Annotated in this window: 28 protein-coding genes; 27 read left to right on the top strand and 1 reads right to left on the bottom strand. The window is 70.0% G+C overall.

Annotated elements, in window-relative coordinates:
• Positions 1-12: 12 nt before the first annotated feature.
• Positions 13-480: a helix-turn-helix domain-containing protein gene (locus ACIQ6Y_RS15450; protein WP_404037924.1), complete on the bottom strand. Its 468-nt coding sequence runs from the start codon at positions 478-480 to the stop codon at positions 13-15.
• 170 nt (positions 481-650) lie between these two features.
• On the opposite strand from ACIQ6Y_RS15450, the gene ACIQ6Y_RS15445 reads away from it, so the two are divergent.
• The 27 genes from ACIQ6Y_RS15445 to ACIQ6Y_RS15315 all read left to right on the top strand — a co-directional run bounded on the left by ACIQ6Y_RS15445 (position 651) and on the right by ACIQ6Y_RS15315 (position 13,305).
• Positions 651-926 carry a helix-turn-helix domain-containing protein gene (locus ACIQ6Y_RS15445; RefSeq protein WP_404037921.1) on the top strand — a complete coding sequence of 92 codons (276 nt, stop codon included), beginning with the start codon at positions 651-653 and terminating at the stop codon, positions 924-926.
• Positions 927-991: 65 nt separating this feature from the next.
• On the top strand, positions 992-1,687 hold the full coding sequence (locus tag ACIQ6Y_RS15440) for a DUF6907 domain-containing protein (RefSeq protein WP_404037918.1): 696 nt from the start codon (positions 992-994) through the stop codon (positions 1,685-1,687).
• Positions 1,684-1,854, top strand: coding sequence for a hypothetical protein (locus ACIQ6Y_RS15435; protein ID WP_404037916.1), 171 nt, complete (start codon positions 1,684-1,686; stop codon positions 1,852-1,854). Before ACIQ6Y_RS15440 ends, ACIQ6Y_RS15435 begins: the two co-directional genes overlap by 4 nt.
• Positions 1,851-2,108, top strand: coding sequence for a hypothetical protein (locus ACIQ6Y_RS15430; protein WP_404037913.1), 258 nt, complete (start codon positions 1,851-1,853; stop codon positions 2,106-2,108). The genes ACIQ6Y_RS15435 and ACIQ6Y_RS15430 overlap by 4 nt, the downstream gene beginning before the upstream one ends.
• 86 nt (positions 2,109-2,194) lie before the next feature.
• Positions 2,195-3,121, top strand: coding sequence for a bifunctional DNA primase/polymerase (locus tag ACIQ6Y_RS15425; RefSeq protein WP_404037910.1), 927 nt, complete (start codon positions 2,195-2,197; stop codon positions 3,119-3,121).
• Positions 3,118-4,284, top strand: a complete 1,167-nt coding sequence (locus ACIQ6Y_RS15420) for a DNA primase (RefSeq protein ID WP_404037908.1) — start codon at positions 3,118-3,120, stop codon at positions 4,282-4,284. Before ACIQ6Y_RS15425 ends, ACIQ6Y_RS15420 begins: the two co-directional genes overlap by 4 nt.
• 193 nt (positions 4,285-4,477) lie before the next feature.
• A complete protein-coding gene (locus tag ACIQ6Y_RS15415; protein WP_404037905.1) occupies positions 4,478-4,666 on the top strand; it encodes a hypothetical protein in 189 nt (62 codons plus the stop codon).
• Positions 4,663-4,968: a hypothetical protein gene (locus ACIQ6Y_RS15410; protein ID WP_404037903.1), complete on the top strand. Its 306-nt coding sequence runs from the start codon at positions 4,663-4,665 to the stop codon at positions 4,966-4,968. The genes ACIQ6Y_RS15415 and ACIQ6Y_RS15410 overlap by 4 nt, the downstream gene beginning before the upstream one ends.
• A 104-nt stretch (positions 4,969-5,072) precedes the next feature.
• Positions 5,073-5,585, top strand: coding sequence for a single-stranded DNA-binding protein (locus tag ACIQ6Y_RS15405; protein WP_404037900.1), 513 nt, complete (start codon positions 5,073-5,075; stop codon positions 5,583-5,585).
• 15 nt (positions 5,586-5,600) lie between these two features.
• On the top strand, positions 5,601-5,807 hold the full coding sequence (locus ACIQ6Y_RS15400) for a hypothetical protein (protein WP_404037897.1): 207 nt from the start codon (positions 5,601-5,603) through the stop codon (positions 5,805-5,807).
• Positions 5,804-6,439 carry a hypothetical protein gene (locus tag ACIQ6Y_RS15395; protein WP_404037894.1) on the top strand — a complete coding sequence of 212 codons (636 nt, stop codon included), beginning with the start codon at positions 5,804-5,806 and terminating at the stop codon, positions 6,437-6,439. The genes ACIQ6Y_RS15400 and ACIQ6Y_RS15395 overlap by 4 nt, the downstream gene beginning before the upstream one ends.
• A 37-nt stretch (positions 6,440-6,476) precedes the next feature.
• Positions 6,477-6,710: a hypothetical protein gene (locus tag ACIQ6Y_RS15390; protein WP_404037890.1), complete on the top strand. Its 234-nt coding sequence runs from the start codon at positions 6,477-6,479 to the stop codon at positions 6,708-6,710.
• Between the two features lie 103 nt (positions 6,711-6,813).
• Complete coding sequence (locus ACIQ6Y_RS15385; protein ID WP_404037888.1) at positions 6,814-6,972, top strand: hypothetical protein; 159 nt, start codon at positions 6,814-6,816, stop codon at positions 6,970-6,972.
• Positions 6,969-7,298: a hypothetical protein gene (locus tag ACIQ6Y_RS15380; RefSeq protein ID WP_404037886.1), complete on the top strand. Its 330-nt coding sequence runs from the start codon at positions 6,969-6,971 to the stop codon at positions 7,296-7,298. The genes ACIQ6Y_RS15385 and ACIQ6Y_RS15380 overlap by 4 nt, the downstream gene beginning before the upstream one ends.
• Complete coding sequence (locus tag ACIQ6Y_RS15375) at positions 7,295-7,660, top strand: DUF6907 domain-containing protein (protein WP_404037884.1); 366 nt, start codon at positions 7,295-7,297, stop codon at positions 7,658-7,660. Before ACIQ6Y_RS15380 ends, ACIQ6Y_RS15375 begins: the two co-directional genes overlap by 4 nt.
• Positions 7,660-7,854: a hypothetical protein gene (locus ACIQ6Y_RS15370; protein ID WP_404037881.1), complete on the top strand. Its 195-nt coding sequence runs from the start codon at positions 7,660-7,662 to the stop codon at positions 7,852-7,854. Before ACIQ6Y_RS15375 ends, ACIQ6Y_RS15370 begins: the two co-directional genes overlap by 1 nt.
• A complete protein-coding gene (locus ACIQ6Y_RS15365) occupies positions 7,851-8,630 on the top strand; it encodes a hypothetical protein (protein WP_404037878.1) in 780 nt (259 codons plus the stop codon). The genes ACIQ6Y_RS15370 and ACIQ6Y_RS15365 overlap by 4 nt, the downstream gene beginning before the upstream one ends.
• Complete coding sequence (locus ACIQ6Y_RS15360; RefSeq protein ID WP_404037876.1) at positions 8,627-8,773, top strand: hypothetical protein; 147 nt, start codon at positions 8,627-8,629, stop codon at positions 8,771-8,773. The genes ACIQ6Y_RS15365 and ACIQ6Y_RS15360 overlap by 4 nt, the downstream gene beginning before the upstream one ends.
• 12 nt (positions 8,774-8,785) lie before the next feature.
• Positions 8,786-9,133: a hypothetical protein gene (locus ACIQ6Y_RS15355; protein ID WP_404037872.1), complete on the top strand. Its 348-nt coding sequence runs from the start codon at positions 8,786-8,788 to the stop codon at positions 9,131-9,133.
• A gap of 2 nt (positions 9,134-9,135) precedes the next feature.
• Positions 9,136-9,294, top strand: coding sequence for a hypothetical protein (locus ACIQ6Y_RS15350; RefSeq protein WP_404037869.1), 159 nt, complete (start codon positions 9,136-9,138; stop codon positions 9,292-9,294).
• Positions 9,294-9,608, top strand: coding sequence for a hypothetical protein (locus ACIQ6Y_RS15345; RefSeq protein WP_404037866.1), 315 nt, complete (start codon positions 9,294-9,296; stop codon positions 9,606-9,608). Before ACIQ6Y_RS15350 ends, ACIQ6Y_RS15345 begins: the two co-directional genes overlap by 1 nt.
• 67 nt (positions 9,609-9,675) lie before the next feature.
• Positions 9,676-10,065: a hypothetical protein gene (locus tag ACIQ6Y_RS15340; protein ID WP_404037863.1), complete on the top strand. Its 390-nt coding sequence runs from the start codon at positions 9,676-9,678 to the stop codon at positions 10,063-10,065.
• 20 nt (positions 10,066-10,085) lie between these two features.
• The gene (locus tag ACIQ6Y_RS15335; RefSeq protein ID WP_404037860.1) at positions 10,086-10,286 is read left to right on the top strand and encodes a hypothetical protein; all 201 of its coding nucleotides are present in this window, start codon (positions 10,086-10,088) and stop codon (positions 10,284-10,286) included.
• A gap of 272 nt (positions 10,287-10,558) precedes the next feature.
• Complete coding sequence (locus ACIQ6Y_RS15330) at positions 10,559-11,002, top strand: hypothetical protein (protein ID WP_404037857.1); 444 nt, start codon at positions 10,559-10,561, stop codon at positions 11,000-11,002.
• A 57-nt stretch (positions 11,003-11,059) separates the two neighbouring features.
• Positions 11,060-11,353: an HNH endonuclease gene (locus tag ACIQ6Y_RS15325; protein WP_404037855.1), complete on the top strand. Its 294-nt coding sequence runs from the start codon at positions 11,060-11,062 to the stop codon at positions 11,351-11,353.
• A 154-nt stretch (positions 11,354-11,507) separates the two neighbouring features.
• Complete coding sequence (locus ACIQ6Y_RS15320) at positions 11,508-11,783, top strand: hypothetical protein (protein WP_404037852.1); 276 nt, start codon at positions 11,508-11,510, stop codon at positions 11,781-11,783.
• Positions 11,746-13,305, top strand: coding sequence for a terminase large subunit domain-containing protein (locus ACIQ6Y_RS15315; RefSeq protein WP_404037849.1), 1,560 nt, complete (start codon positions 11,746-11,748; stop codon positions 13,303-13,305). Before ACIQ6Y_RS15320 ends, ACIQ6Y_RS15315 begins: the two co-directional genes overlap by 38 nt.
• Positions 13,306-13,307: the final 2 nt, after the last annotated feature.

The following is a 13,307-nucleotide window of genomic DNA, read 5'->3' as shown; positions in this document are numbered from 1 at the left end:
CGGCATGAGCATTCAGACCTCCGCCTCGGTGCGGCGCCCTTCCTCGGCCCGCTCCTGATCAACCAGAGTTCGGGCCATAGCTGCGAACATCTGGACTCGGTCCGGGCTTCGGATACCAAGCAGGCGCGCGGCCGTCTCTGGCGTGAGGGGTGTGTTCGGCGGCGGGTGCTGGGTGGATGGCTTGGCCGCCTGCCCAGCCCGCGCGGACACTACGCCAGAGCGGATCAGCATCTCCATTAGCGGAAGCTGCAACACCTCGGCCAGCCGCTCTAGGTGTACCGGGTCAGGCAGCGTTTGCCCTGCGAGCATGCGCCCGACACTGGATGGTGACATCCCGGTAGCGTCGGCCAGCTCCTTCCTTCCGCCACCACGCGGGCTGTCGATGTCATACCCGGCAGCCAGGACGGCGGGGCGGATGTACTCCGCAAAGCGATACGCCCGGCTCGCCTTCTGCGCGGGGCCACTCTTCGTTGTCGGCATACATACACGCTAGCAAGCAAGTAGTGGCCCGGACAGCGGTGCGATCCGGCCCATTTCGCCCTTGCCTCTGCCTCCCCGCGCCTACTTGCTTGCATGCGTGCAACTAGGGGCGTAAGTTGCTTGCACGGCAGGAGTTATTAGCTCCCACGCCAGCAAGCAAGGAGACACGTATGTCCAGCTACCGCCTGCGCAGCGTCCGGCTCCATGAAGCGGCCGCAGCCAGGGGTGATCACAGCAACTACGCGATCGCCAAGCGCACCGGTCTCAACCAGACCACCCTGTCGCGGATCTCTCGGGGACTCGCCAAGCCGGCTATCAGCACGCTGCTCGTCCTGGCCTCGGCGTATGAGCTCAGCGTCGACGAGCTCATCGAACGCGATGACGGCGCCGGGTCTAGCCACCCGACGCCGTCTGAAGAGACCGCCCTCACCACCAGCGCTAACTAGCAAGACGGCGGCGCCCGGGGTCTAGCCCACCCCATCAGCGCCGCCGCCGGAAAGAGAACGTCCTCATGGCCATGAAAGCACAGCCGCCCTTGGTGGCAAAGGCGCCGTCGCCCCTGCCCGAGCGGGCCATCACCGCCAGTCTCACCGCCGAGATCATGCGGGACCTCGACACTGGGCAGCACACTCTCGTCGCCTACAGCGGCGGCAACGCCTCCGACATCAGCGAGATCACCCCCGCGCAGTTGCTCGCCAGGGTATCCGCGGAGCGCGCACGGCTCGACGCCATCGAACGGCTGGCCATCGAGTACGCAGACGCCGCCAACACGACGTCCGACGAGCCGCACACCTGGTCTTTTACCCACTCTGGGAGCGGCGCGAGCGTGCCCGTCACCTGCATGCCGGGGTGCACGATGAACCACAGCCTCGACACGGAAACGCCGTCGCATCCGGTCGATGTCTACTGCTGGACCGACCCCGTCGCCACGGCCACTCTGCCGCTCGACAACACCGGCAGCCCGGAGGAATACAACGTCCTCTCCACCCGCATCGAGGTGGACCCGTTCGCCCCGGACATGGCCAGGCGCCAGCCCTTCGCCGTCGTCGAGTTCATCGACGAGCACTACATCGGCGGCCTCGACCCCGACGCCCTGGCCGCCGTCATCCGCACCGTGTCGAACCAGCTCACCGCCATGCGGCAGGCGCACACCCGCCTCGTCCAGATCCGTGGCCAGTACCTGCAGCGGACGGAGGCGCAAGCGTGAGCAACCGCACCGACGAACCCAATCGCCCGGTCCGCCCCGAGCGGCCCGCCGGCTACTGGGACCGCATCGACCGCATCGTCGCCCAGGCCCCGCCGCTCACCGATCGGCAGCGCGCCATCATCCGCACCGCCTTCCACCAGCCCGAGGCACGGAGGAACGCCGCATGACCGAGCACCGCCCGGGCCGCTGGCCCGTCGACGGGCCCGTCGACCTCGACGCGCTGACGCCGAAGACCGACGACGAGCTGTACATGCAGCGGGCCGCCGAGAAGGCGCTGCACGAGCTGGTCCTCGACTCCATCCGGCACGACCTCGCGCAGCAGCCCAGCCCGCTCACCGTCCTCACCGCGGCCCGCAACTGGTGCACCCGCATCACCGCCGCCGCCGAGGACATCGCACAGGCCAAGCGCAAGGCCGCCTGACCGCTGGCGGCCGCCGTACCTCCCCCCGCGGCGGCCGCCAGCACTCCCGCGAACCCGATCCACAGCTCGTAGAGAAGAGCACGTTCGTGACCGTCGGCATCCGCATCCCCGCCGAGCTCCCGGCCGCCGCCGAGACCTACGCCAAGGCGGGCATCAAGGTCTTTCGCGTGCGCCGCAACAAGACCCCCTACGCCAACTGTGCACGCTGCGACCGACAGAGCAGCCTGTATGTCAAGCACCGCCCCGAGGACTGCCAGTGCGGCATCCCCACCTGCCACGGCTTCCACGCCGCCACCACCGACCTCGACCTGGTCCGCCGGTGGTGGCGCGAGGAACCCGACGCCAACATCGGTGCGCCCTGCAAGCTGAACGGCTGGGCCGTCATCGACATCGACCCTCGCAACGGTGGACGCGAGTCCCTCCAGCGCCTGGAGAAGAGGGTCGGCGTCCTGCCCGGCACCACCACGCAGCTGACCGGCGGCGACGGCCTCCACATCCTGTACCGCTCCCCCGACTTCGACCTGCCCGGCTTGCTCGGCCCAGGCATCGACTTCAAACACAACGGCTACATCCTGCTCGCGCCCTCCGTGCACTCCTCCGGCAGCCGCTACCGGTGGGCAGGTGACGGCACGTACATGGCTCCTGAGGTGGACTGGCCGGCCGCTCTCCTCCCCCGCAAGCAGCGCCGTTCCCCTGGCACCTCGCTCCCGCGTCCTCGGCACCGCTTTCCTCCGCAAGAACGACGGCAGCAGCGGCCGGGCGGCGGCCGGTTGTGGACCGTGGCGGATCTCGTGCAGCACGTCCTGGACTCGCACGAAGGCAACCGCAACAACGCCTTCTTCTTCGCGGCATGCCGGGCGCACGAGCTGGCCGACCAGTCCCTCGTCGACCTGGCGGAGGCCGAGATGGGTCTGCTGTCGGCCGCCTCTGCGGTCGGCCTCACCGACTCCGAAGCGCGAGCCTCGTTCGACAGTGCCTCCACCCGCCCGGCTGACCGGGGGTGGGTTGCGTGACGACCGACTTCGACCAGGCCATGGACGCCTACTTCGGCCCGGACGGCGAGGAACCGCCCGTCGACTGGGGCGACGTGGACGCGGCGCCCGCCGACAAAGAACCGGCGCCGCGTACCTGGGGCGCCCAAGACCTGCGGTCGGTCCTCGACGGTTCGTACCGTCCGCCCCAGCCCACCGTCGGGCGGCGCGACGACGGCGTCGGCCTCTTCTATCCCGGCCGGATGAACAGCGTGGCCAGCGAGTCCGAGGCGGGCAAGACCTGGTTCGCCCTGGTCGCCTGTCTGCAGGAGATCAACGACGGCAACCACGTCCTCTACCTCGACTTCGAGGACGACGCGGGTGGAGTCGTTGGCCGGCTCCTCTGCCTCGGCGCCAACCCGGCCGTCGTCCTGGAACGCTTCCACTACGTCCGCCCCGAGAACAGCCCCAGCGACATCGACCTGATCGATCTCGCCATGGTGCTGGAGGCCAACCCCACGCTCGCGATCGTCGACGGCGTCACCGAGGGCATGAGCCTCTTCGGCCTGGAGCTCAAGGACAACACCGACATCGCCAAGTTCGGCCGCCAGCTGCTGCGCCCGCTTATGAACTCCGGGGCCGCCGTCGTCACCCTCGACCACGTCGTCAAGTCCTCGGAGAACCGCGGCCGGTACAGCATCGGCGGTGTCCACAAGCTCAACGGGCTCAACGGCGTGATGTACATGCTGGAGAACCGGCGACCGTTCGGTATCGGCGTCACCGGTAAGTCCACGATCCGCGTTGCCAAGGACCGGCCCGGCCAGATCCGCAAGAACGGGCTGTCCCACTCCAGCGGCATGCACTGGTACGCCGACCTCGTCGTCAAATCCGAGTCACAGGAGTTCGCCGAGGCCCACCTGTACGCGCCCATCCAGCGCGACGAGGAAGACCGCCAGGAGGACGAGGAACGCAAGCGCCTCGACGGCATCAAGCGCAAGGTCCTCGAGGCCCTCGGCAAAGCCAAGGACCCACTCACCGGCAAGGGCATCGAGGACCGCGTGACAGGCCGTGCCGTCGACGTCCGCCGCGCCGTCGCCGACCTGATCGACAGCGGGCAGATCTCGGCCTCGCCCGGACCCCGGAACTCCACTCTCCACTCCCTTCCCAGCCCGTCCACTTCCGCTCCCGAACAGCCTGCCGCGTGACCTCGTCCCGACCTCGTCCATACCTCGTCCGGACGAGGTGAGTGAGACCTCGTCCCTCGTCCCACTTCTTTAGGTGGGACGAGGACGAGGTCACACAGCCTCACTCGTCACAGCAACCCGGGACGAGGACGAGGTCACCAACCACCTCAGGAGACCGCCCCATGCCCGAGAACAACCACAGCCGGGCCGAGTCGTGAACGTCGACATCGTCGCCGAGAAGATCGCCGCCGCACGCGCCCGGGCCGAAGCGGCCAAGCGCCGGCGCGCAGCCCTCGCCGCCGCCCGACAACGCGGCCTCGCCCACCGGCACGCCGCCAAGCTCCGCAACCTGGCGGCTCCAAGGGACGGAGCCGCGCCCAACACCACCAAGGAGAACTCGTGATCACGACCGTCATCCCGCTCGGCGACGACCGCGAGACCACGCACACCGTGCAGACCGTCCCCGTAAACACCGGCGAGTGCAGCCACGGCCATGGCGCCTGCGGCAAGCCCGGCGTCATCGCCGTGCGGAACACCCTCGACCAACAGCGACCCGCCGAGAACAGCACCATGCGGGTCACCCTCTGTGCCGAGCACAAGGACGGCGCTCCCCGGCTGCACGAGGCATGGGTCGCCAGTGCCCGCGAACTGCAGGACCCCGCCAAGCGCGCGGAGTTCCTCGCCAGCACGGGCGTGACCGGCTGACCCGCCCACCATCGGCCGGGCCCGCGGTCATCGGGCCCGGCCTCCACCCCAGCATCCCGCTACTGACCCAAACAGGTCAGTAGCCCAGACCGAAGGAGAACGCCATGGCAGGCGAGACCGTGATCACCGTCGTCGGCAACCTGGTCGACGACCCCGAACTCCGCTTCACCCCGGCCGGCGCGGCCGTCGCCAAGTTCCGCGTCGCTTCCACCCCGCGCGTCTACGACCGGCAGACGAACGAGTGGAAGGACGGCGAGGCCCTGTACCTCACCTGCTCGGTGTGGCGGCAGGCCGCCGAGCACGTCGCCGAGTCCCTCACCCGTGGCACCCGCGTGATCGTCCAGGGCCGCCTCAAGCAGCGCTCCTACGAGGACCGCGAGGGCGTCAAGCGCACCGTGTTCGAGCTCGACGTCGACGAGGTCGGCCCGTCCCTCACCTACGCCACAGCAAAGGTCACCAAGGCCAGCGGAGGGCAGAGGGCCCAGCAGAACCCCAGTGGCGACCCGTGGGCCAGCGCGAAGCCTGCCAACGGCCAGCCGCAGGGCGGCGGCTGGGGCGGCGGCCAGCAGCAGCCCGCCGCGCAGGGCGTCGGCTACTCCGACGAACCCCCCTTCTAGATCGAGGAGATCGCCATGACCTCGTCTGAGATCCAGATCCTCATCTACGGCCTCCTCATGGGAGCGCAGATCACCAACGTCGCCCACGTCATCCTCGACTGCCGAGCCGTCCGGCGCAGCCTGGCCGACTCCCGGCAGGCCCGGCGGTGCGCCGCCGGAGACCACTACTTCAACAGCCTCCGCCTCTACCGGATCCAGCACCGCCTGGGGGCCCGCCGGTGACCGTATGCGAGCTGTGCGGCGGCGAGGCCGGCGGCCGCTACCTGTGCGAGCGGGACACGATCCTGCTCGCCCGGCGCCTGGACGAACTGCCCGTGCTGTACGCCGAGGTCGGCGAGTGCCTGGTGCCTCGCCGGTCCGGCTGGGGCGAGATCGTCGCGACGCGCGGGGCGGCAGGCCCGCGCGCCCCGCTCGACGAGGACGTCATCGACAACGTGAACGCCACGCGGGCCGCCGAGGTCGTCCACCTGTGGCGGGTGGACGTGCAGCGCGTGCGCTGGCCGCAGCACGGAGCGCCGACCCCGGCCGGGCTCGGCGCCGACTGCCGCTGGCTGGCCATGGAGCTCGCATGGATCGCCGAGCAGTATCCAGGCGCCGGGGACCTGGCGCGCGAGGTGAGGGAGCTGGAGGGGCAGGCGCGCACGATCGTGGGCGACCCGGCCCCGCGGCCGCAGCGCCTCGGCACGTGCGTGGCGGTCGACGGCGAGGGTGTCATCTGCGGTGCGGTGATCTCTCGCGTGCCGGGCCAGACGCGGGTGCAGTGCCGCTGGTGCTCCTACGTGTACGAGTCGGAGCGGGACTGGCTGCTGCTCAGCCACTTCCAGGCCAAGCCATCGCAGAGTCAGGCAAGTTGATGGCGTATCACTACCTGGCAGTGATACCGTTCTCGTGATGGACGCGAAGCCCTGGCGGCAACGCGCACGCGAGGAGGAAGAGCTGCTGGAACAGCTCCGAACCCAGGTGTCCGCAGCCGCAAAACGAAGGGCGGCAGCCCTCGCTGAGGGCGTCGCCGAACTCGGCACTGTCGCTGCGGTCGCCAAGGACCTCGGCAAGCCGTGGACCACGATCGCGCAGGCGATCAAGAAGCACGGGCCCGCTGGAACGGGCACCGGCACAACCGAATAGACAGCGAGGGCCGGACAGCAGCTCTCCGCGGTGCTGGAACACCGAGGAGGCGCGCGCGCCGCCCGACCCTCTACCGAACATCCTGACCTAACCAGGAGTCGGCATGACCGATCATGTCTCGGGCCAGAACACGCCCGCAAGTTCCCCGCCCCGCCGCCTCGTCGCGGCCGGCCTGATCCGCCGCACCCCGGGCCGCACGACGATCGTGCGCGTCACCGAGGCCGGCGTCACCGGCACCATCCGCAAGGCGGTGGCCCGGTGACCACCCCCAGCCTCCCCGAGCCCGTCCGCGACCTGCTCGCGGCCGTCCTCGAAGCGATCGACCTCCCGCACCCCGCCACCATCGGCGGCTCCGACGTCCACGACCGGCTGCTCTCCGCCCGCGTCGTCCACGCGCGGATCGCCCTCCGCAGCATGCTCGACGACGGACCCGACCTCGGACCGGCCTGGAACGCGGCCTACCTGCGCGAGCGCCTCGCCGAGCACCCCATCACCGGATACGTCACCGTCGACCAGGCGCACGACGCCCTCGACGCCGGCGCAACGTGGTCCGAGGCGATCACCCTTCCCGCAGGGGAGGGCCAGTGAGCCACGAGCCCCGTACCGCCCAGGTCAACCTGCTCGTGACGAAGTCCTTGGAGATCGACGAGCCCGACTGGTGCGTCGGCCACCACGACGACCACGCCCAGTTCAAGGTCGACATCTCCCACGACGGCCCCGAGCACGTCATCGCCCCCAGCGGCTACCCGTTGTTCCGGGCGTCGCTCACCCAGGCCCCGTACTCGAACGTCGACCGCAGCCTCGGCCTGTACGTCGAAGCCGCCGACTACACCGGCACCCACAGCCCCGACGAGATCGAGCAACTCGCCGACGACCTCGTCGCCGCCGCCGAACGGCTCCGCGAGCTCGGCCGCGAACTGGCCGACATCCTCGCCAGGGGTGAGGGCTGATGAGCATCCTCCGCTGGCTCGGCGGGAACGACGACCGCCACCTCGCCGAGACGACCTACGCGGACCGCGAGTCCGCATCCGACCGCGCGGCCCGCAAGCGCCGCGAGGGCCACCGCCGCAGCATCTCCAAGACGGCTCGCCAGGCCGAGCAGTGGGAGGAGCGGGACCGCCGCAGGTTCGGAGGCCGCCGGTGAAGCGAGACCCACTGCTGTGGGCCGCCCTCACCGCGGTCCTGGTAGTGCTCGCGTCCGCCGAGTACGAGCTGGCGGTGGCGTGCGGCTTCGGCCGCTACGTCGCCGCCGGCGTACCGGCCGCCCTCGACGTGTACGCCATCGCCGCCCTGCGCGCCCGCCGCGACGTCCTCGCCGTCGTTGTCACCCTCATCGCCGTCAACGCGGCCTCGCACCTCGTCGCCGTCGGCCTGCTGCCCGTCTCCGTCACCCTCGTCGTGGCCGTCTCCGCGGTCGCCCCGCTCGTTCTGTGGCGCGTCCACCGGCTGTCCGAAGGTCAGGCGGAACCGACGCCGGAACCAGTACCGGCCGCCCCGGAACCGGCGGAACCGATCACCGTCGAGCGGAGGCCCGAGCCGGTTGACGCGGCCCCCGTCGGGCCCGTCCTCGGCCCCTGGACGCCCGTGGCGGAACTCGCGCGCGGAACCAGCGGAACCGATGGCGGAACCGCCCGTGACCTGCTCGGAGATCACTTTGCGGACGCCCGCAAAGTGACGGCCCGCCCCGAGGCGGAACCGGCCACGGACCCAGTTCCGCCCACGGTTCCGCCCTCCGGAACCGGCGCCGCCGACCTCGGCACCGAAGACACCTCCAACACCACCTTCTCCAAGCGCGTCGACACCGTCCGGAACTGGCTGCAGGCCGAGCCGGAACTCACCGGAACCGACATCGGAACCCGCCTCGGCGTCAGCGACGGCTACGGCCGGCGCCTCCTGCGCGCCGCCCGAGGTGAGACGTGATCCTCGCCCTGTTCTTCGCCCTCGCGGCTGGTGCCGCCCTCGTCGGCCTCGCCCTCGTCGACATCCGCACCGTCCCGACGGTCACCGGCACGTGCGCCCTCGCCCTCACGATCGCCGCGCTCGGCGTGGCCATCTACCGCTGAACGGAACCACCCATGACCTACGTCACCTACGGCGGCGTCACCATCGGCATCTGCCTCGCCCTCGCCACCCTCGTGAAGTGGTGGCCAGGCCTCAAGCCCCTCCAGAAGCAACCGCTCCAGTACCTCGGCAAGCTGCTGCCCTTCCTGCTCGCCTGGGCCTACGGCGTCCTCGCCATCCTCACCGTGGGCGGACTCGTCGGCTGGATCGCCGACACCGCCCTGTGGATCACCAACTGGCTCGGGGACGCCGCCCTCGTCTGGGGAGTCGGCGGACAGGCCGGACAGCACACCAGCAGCGCCCCTATCTGCCCCTCACGCAGCCAGGTGGCGGCATCGTCCTCATCCTCACCGCAGGGATGATCGTGGCCCGCAAGAAGTCTGCCAAGTACGGCGACGACCTGACGATGGGCACCTGGTGCGGCATCACCCTCGGGACCTCGGCCGGCGTCGCTGGTTTCGCCGCCGTGCCACTGGCCGAGGCCGCCAACACCATCGGCGACCACGTCTACGGGGCGTTCTGATGAGCGAGGCCGAGGAATCCAGCCCGGCGGCCGGCGCATGCGTCCTCGTCGTCCTCGGCGGCGTTGTGGTCGCCGTGGCGTTCGCGGTCGACGAGGCGGCCGGGGTGCTCACGGTCATCACGGCCGGGACGGTCGCGCTGTGGCGGTCCGCCCGCCGCCCGGTGTCCGATTCGTCCGCCACTCCCCCACCGCCCCCCGAACCTCCCTCCGGCGACGTATATGCACGTGAGACCGGTCGGGCGCGCGAAATCCGCAGGACCGTGGGGGAGGGGTACTTGATCTTCCCCGAGATCGAATACACCACCGACGGCTGACCCCGAACGGCACCTCCAAAGCCACCGAACAGAAGACGAGCAGGGGCGTCGCGGGTCAAAATGCGCCATGCCGTCCTCTGCCCGCATCCTCGGGATAGCCACCGCCGCATTGGTCCTCGCCGGCGGTGGCTTCGCCGTCGGACGCCTTACGGCCCCCGTTGAAGAGTCCAGAGCCTCTCAATGCGCCGAGCCACGCCAGCTCTACAGGGAGACGATCGACCAGATCGACCCCGGCACCAGCGAGCAGGCCACCGAAGTGCGAGCCAACGGCCGGATGATCGCCAACACCATCCTGCAGAACCCCAACTGCTTCAGCGCCTCAGACCGAGCGACAGCGCAGACGATCCTCGACTCCATCAACGACGGAGTGCAGCAGGACGCCGTCAACCAACTCCGCGAGGACATGGAAGAGTGCGTGGCCGACGCCACGGACGAGTACTCCTGGAGCAACTGCTGACCCGGACGCATCATGGGGGCATGGAGTCGCAGAACATCCGGCCCGGCCACCTCACCGCCCACCAGGCCGCCCGCATCCTCGGCATCACCCTCGGCGGCGTCCGCCAACTCGTCCACCGCGGCCGCCTCCAGCGCTCCGGTGGCACGCCCCGGCAGCCCTGGTATGCCGCCGACGAAGTAACGGCCCTCCTCGCCGACCGCCCCACTGGCAACGTCGCTTGACCGCAGGTCAGACGCGTGTCACGATCCCGGTGTACAACTCTGCCCACTTGAGGCACCCCAGACAGCCCGGCGTCATCGCCGCGGCCACGAGGTCCGAAGCCCAGCCGCGACCCAGGCAACGGCCAAGACTAAGCCCCGGCTTAACGCTCGTCGCGGAGCGGCCGGGGCTCTTTCATGCTCGCAAAACCCCTGGTGAATCGCCGTGATTGGGGCACCACGACCGCCTCTACTGTGCATGATGGCCCGCAATAGCAGCCATCCCAGGGGGGATCATGCGCATCCGCACCGCTGCCGTCGCGACCACGGTCGTGCTGGCCTTCACCGCGACCGCCTGCTCGGGCGACAGCACTGACGAGTCCTCAGCCAGCCCCAAGGCGTCGCTGAGCGCCTCCGCCGGCGAGCTCAGTGAAGACCAGAAGGCGGACATCCGCGAGGCCGCCGGACTGCCGCCGACACCGCAACCGGCGCAATGGGCCGCCTACATCAAGGCCCTCAACGCGATCGACCCGGACATCGTCCACGGCAAGGAAGACAAGGCCGTCAGCCGCGGCATCGACACCTGCAGTACCTACAAGCGGTACCCCGGCGACTCCGCCCAGCAGCTCAAGGCGACCCGCCAGCGCTTCACCTCGCCCACGCACCCCGAGGGCCGCAGCGCCGAGACTGCCCAGCTGATCCTCGACGCCGCGCACAAGCACATCTGCCCCAGCTACTGAGCCGCCAGGCCCGGCCGCACCCGTGCGCGCCGGGCCTCCGCACGCCTGGGGGTGGGCATGGCCACCGACCGCAGCGAGCTGACGTCCTACGAGTGGCGTCAGCTCCGTGCCCGCACCCTCGCCGCATCGGATGTGTGCATCGTCTGCGGCCACGGCGCCGCCGACACCGCCGACCACATCCAGCCCGTCAGCAAGGGCGGCGCCCGCCTCGACCCCGACAACGTGGCCCCGATCCACGGCGTGCACGGCTGCCCCGTCTGCCTCCGCAAGTGCAACTCGGAGAAGGGTGACCGGCCGCTCGCCGATGTCGTCCAACTGGTCACCTCGGTCGACTGGTTCGCCGGACCCTGACGGCGCAAACGTGCAGCTCAGAAGCCTGAATTGATCTGGGCCAGCCGAGATCTTCCGAGATTTTTAGGAAAGATCATCATCTCAACCCCGCGCCCAGCTTTTATTTTTCTCCCCCCGGGCCGATGACCTCGGAACGATCATGGAAGGGGGCGGCATGGGCCCCGTCGAGAAGGCCGTTCGAGACGACGTCGAGGAGCTCGGCGACCTGGTCGGCGTCGAGCCGTCTCTGTCCGAGGTGGCATACACCCTGGCCCGCCGGATCGACGCTGCGGCGACCGGCCAATGCGAGACGTGCGGGGAGCCCGTCGCCCAGGACGACAAGCTGCTGCCTCAGTTGACCCGCGAGCTCCGGCAGACGCTCGCCCAGCTGCTGGAGGGGCGGGCCGCTGACGATGACGACGACCTCGGAGACCTGGGCTCCCCCGAGTAGCTTCGCCGAGGATCTGTACGAGCGGTACGGGCTCACCTGCCCGCCGCGCTGGGGTACGCCGCGGCACCCGGACCGGCCATCGCTCGGGCCGAAGCTGTGGAAGGTGATGACCAAGCTCGGCGCTCCGCCGATGCCGTGGCAGAAGTACGTCTCCGACGTCGCCCTGGAGATCGACCCGGACACCGGGCTGTTCGCGCACCGTGAGGTCGGCCTGTCGGTGTCCCGGCAGCAGGGCAAGACCGAGCTGTGCTTGGGCGCCCAGGTGCACCGTGCGCTCGCGTGGCAGCGGCAGAACATCGTCTATGCCGCGCAGACCCGCGGCATGGCGAGGCAGCGCTGGGAGGATGAGTTCTGGGAGAAGATCTCCGGCTCGGACCTGGCGAAGCTGGCGCGCATCCGGAAGTCGAACGGCAACGAGGCGATCCTGTGGGGTCGTACCCGCTCGCGGATGGGCATCACGGCGAACACAGAGAAGGCTGGTCACGGTCCGCCCCTCGACCTCGGGTTCATCGACGAGGCGTTCGCCCACGAAGACGACCGGCTGGAGCAGGCATTCTCTCCGGCGATGCTGACCCGGGCCATGGCTCAGCTGTGGTGGGCGTCGGCCGGCGGCACGACCAAGTCGGTGTGGCTGAACCGAAAGCGGGAGAACGGCCGCCGCCTGATCGAGGAGCTATGGGCAGTGCTCGCCGAGGACCCGGCCGCGGATCGCCCGCGCAGCTGCTACTTCGAGTGGTTCGCCCCGGAGGACATGGACCGCGCGGACCCGGCGACGTGGCGGGCGACGCTGCCGGCGCTCGGGCACACGGTCACCGAGGCGATCATCGCGGCCGAGCTGGAGAAGATGGACCCGGCCGAGTTCGACCGGGCCTACCTGAACCGGACCCGGAAGCCGACTCCGCCGGCCGACCCGAACGTCCCCAAGGCGAAGTGGTCGGGCCTGGTCGACGCTGCGAGCAAGCCCGTGGCGGACACGGTGGCGCTGGCCCTGGACGTGTCGCAGGACCGGAAGCGGGCGGCGATCAGTGCGGCCTCGCTGCGACCCGACGGCAAGGTGCACGTCGAGGTCGTCGCGTACCGGCCGGGCACGGACTGGTTGGTGCCCGCCATGGTGAAGCTGCACAGCCTGTGGGCACCCGTGGCGGTGGCGGTCGCCTCCGGCTCGCCAGCCGCCTCGTTGATCGACGACCTGGTAGCCGCGGGCATCAACGTCCCCGAGGACAAGGCCAACCCCATGCGCGGGGACCTGGCCGTGATGCGGTCGGGGGACATCACCGAGGCGTGTGGGCAGCTGGCCGACGCGATGAACCAGAGCACGATCCGGCACCTCGACCAGGTGCCACTCACGGCCGCCGTGACCGGCGCGCGTACCCGCCGCCAGGGCGACGCCTGGACGCTGGACCGCACGAACAGCTTGGTGGACATCAGCCCCCTGTGCGCTGCGACCTTCGCCCGCTGGGCGCTGCTGATCCGCGGCCCGCACGTGATCGACGACTACGACATCGCGGACTCGTTCGCGTGAGG

The organism is Streptomyces sp. NPDC096205 (genome assembly GCF_044763135.1).
GTDB lineage: Bacteria > Actinomycetota > Actinomycetes > Streptomycetales > Streptomycetaceae > Streptomyces.
This window is presented reverse-complemented; position numbering and strand designations above follow the sequence as displayed.

Bases quoted from the DNA above. Each gene is read 5' to 3' on its own strand.
- ACIQ6Y_RS15450 (WP_404037924.1), bottom strand. From the start codon at position 480: ATGCCGACAACGAAGAGTGGCCCCGCGCAGAAGGCGAGCCGGGCGTAT.
- ACIQ6Y_RS15445 (WP_404037921.1), top strand. From the start codon at position 651: ATGTCCAGCTACCGCCTGCGCAGCGTCCGGCTCCATGAAGCGGCCGCA.
- ACIQ6Y_RS15440 (WP_404037918.1), top strand. From the start codon at position 992: ATGGCCATGAAAGCACAGCCGCCCTTGGTGGCAAAGGCGCCGTCGCCC.
- ACIQ6Y_RS15430 (WP_404037913.1), top strand. From the start codon at position 1,851: ATGACCGAGCACCGCCCGGGCCGCTGGCCCGTCGACGGGCCCGTCGAC.
- ACIQ6Y_RS15405 (WP_404037900.1), top strand. From the start codon at position 5,073: ATGGCAGGCGAGACCGTGATCACCGTCGTCGGCAACCTGGTCGACGAC.
- ACIQ6Y_RS15400 (WP_404037897.1), top strand. From the start codon at position 5,601: ATGACCTCGTCTGAGATCCAGATCCTCATCTACGGCCTCCTCATGGGA.
- ACIQ6Y_RS15390 (WP_404037890.1), top strand. From the start codon at position 6,477: ATGGACGCGAAGCCCTGGCGGCAACGCGCACGCGAGGAGGAAGAGCTG.
- ACIQ6Y_RS15385 (WP_404037888.1), top strand. From the start codon at position 6,814: ATGACCGATCATGTCTCGGGCCAGAACACGCCCGCAAGTTCCCCGCCC.
- ACIQ6Y_RS15370 (WP_404037881.1), top strand. From the start codon at position 7,660: ATGAGCATCCTCCGCTGGCTCGGCGGGAACGACGACCGCCACCTCGCC.
- ACIQ6Y_RS15355 (WP_404037872.1), top strand. From the start codon at position 8,786: ATGACCTACGTCACCTACGGCGGCGTCACCATCGGCATCTGCCTCGCC.
- ACIQ6Y_RS15345 (WP_404037866.1), top strand. From the start codon at position 9,294: ATGAGCGAGGCCGAGGAATCCAGCCCGGCGGCCGGCGCATGCGTCCTC.
- ACIQ6Y_RS15340 (WP_404037863.1), top strand. From the start codon at position 9,676: ATGCCGTCCTCTGCCCGCATCCTCGGGATAGCCACCGCCGCATTGGTC.
- ACIQ6Y_RS15335 (WP_404037860.1), top strand. From the start codon at position 10,086: ATGGAGTCGCAGAACATCCGGCCCGGCCACCTCACCGCCCACCAGGCC.
- ACIQ6Y_RS15330 (WP_404037857.1), top strand. From the start codon at position 10,559: ATGCGCATCCGCACCGCTGCCGTCGCGACCACGGTCGTGCTGGCCTTC.
- ACIQ6Y_RS15325 (WP_404037855.1), top strand. From the start codon at position 11,060: ATGGCCACCGACCGCAGCGAGCTGACGTCCTACGAGTGGCGTCAGCTC.
- ACIQ6Y_RS15320 (WP_404037852.1), top strand. From the start codon at position 11,508: ATGGGCCCCGTCGAGAAGGCCGTTCGAGACGACGTCGAGGAGCTCGGC.
- ACIQ6Y_RS15315 (WP_404037849.1), top strand. From the start codon at position 11,746: ATGACGACGACCTCGGAGACCTGGGCTCCCCCGAGTAGCTTCGCCGAG.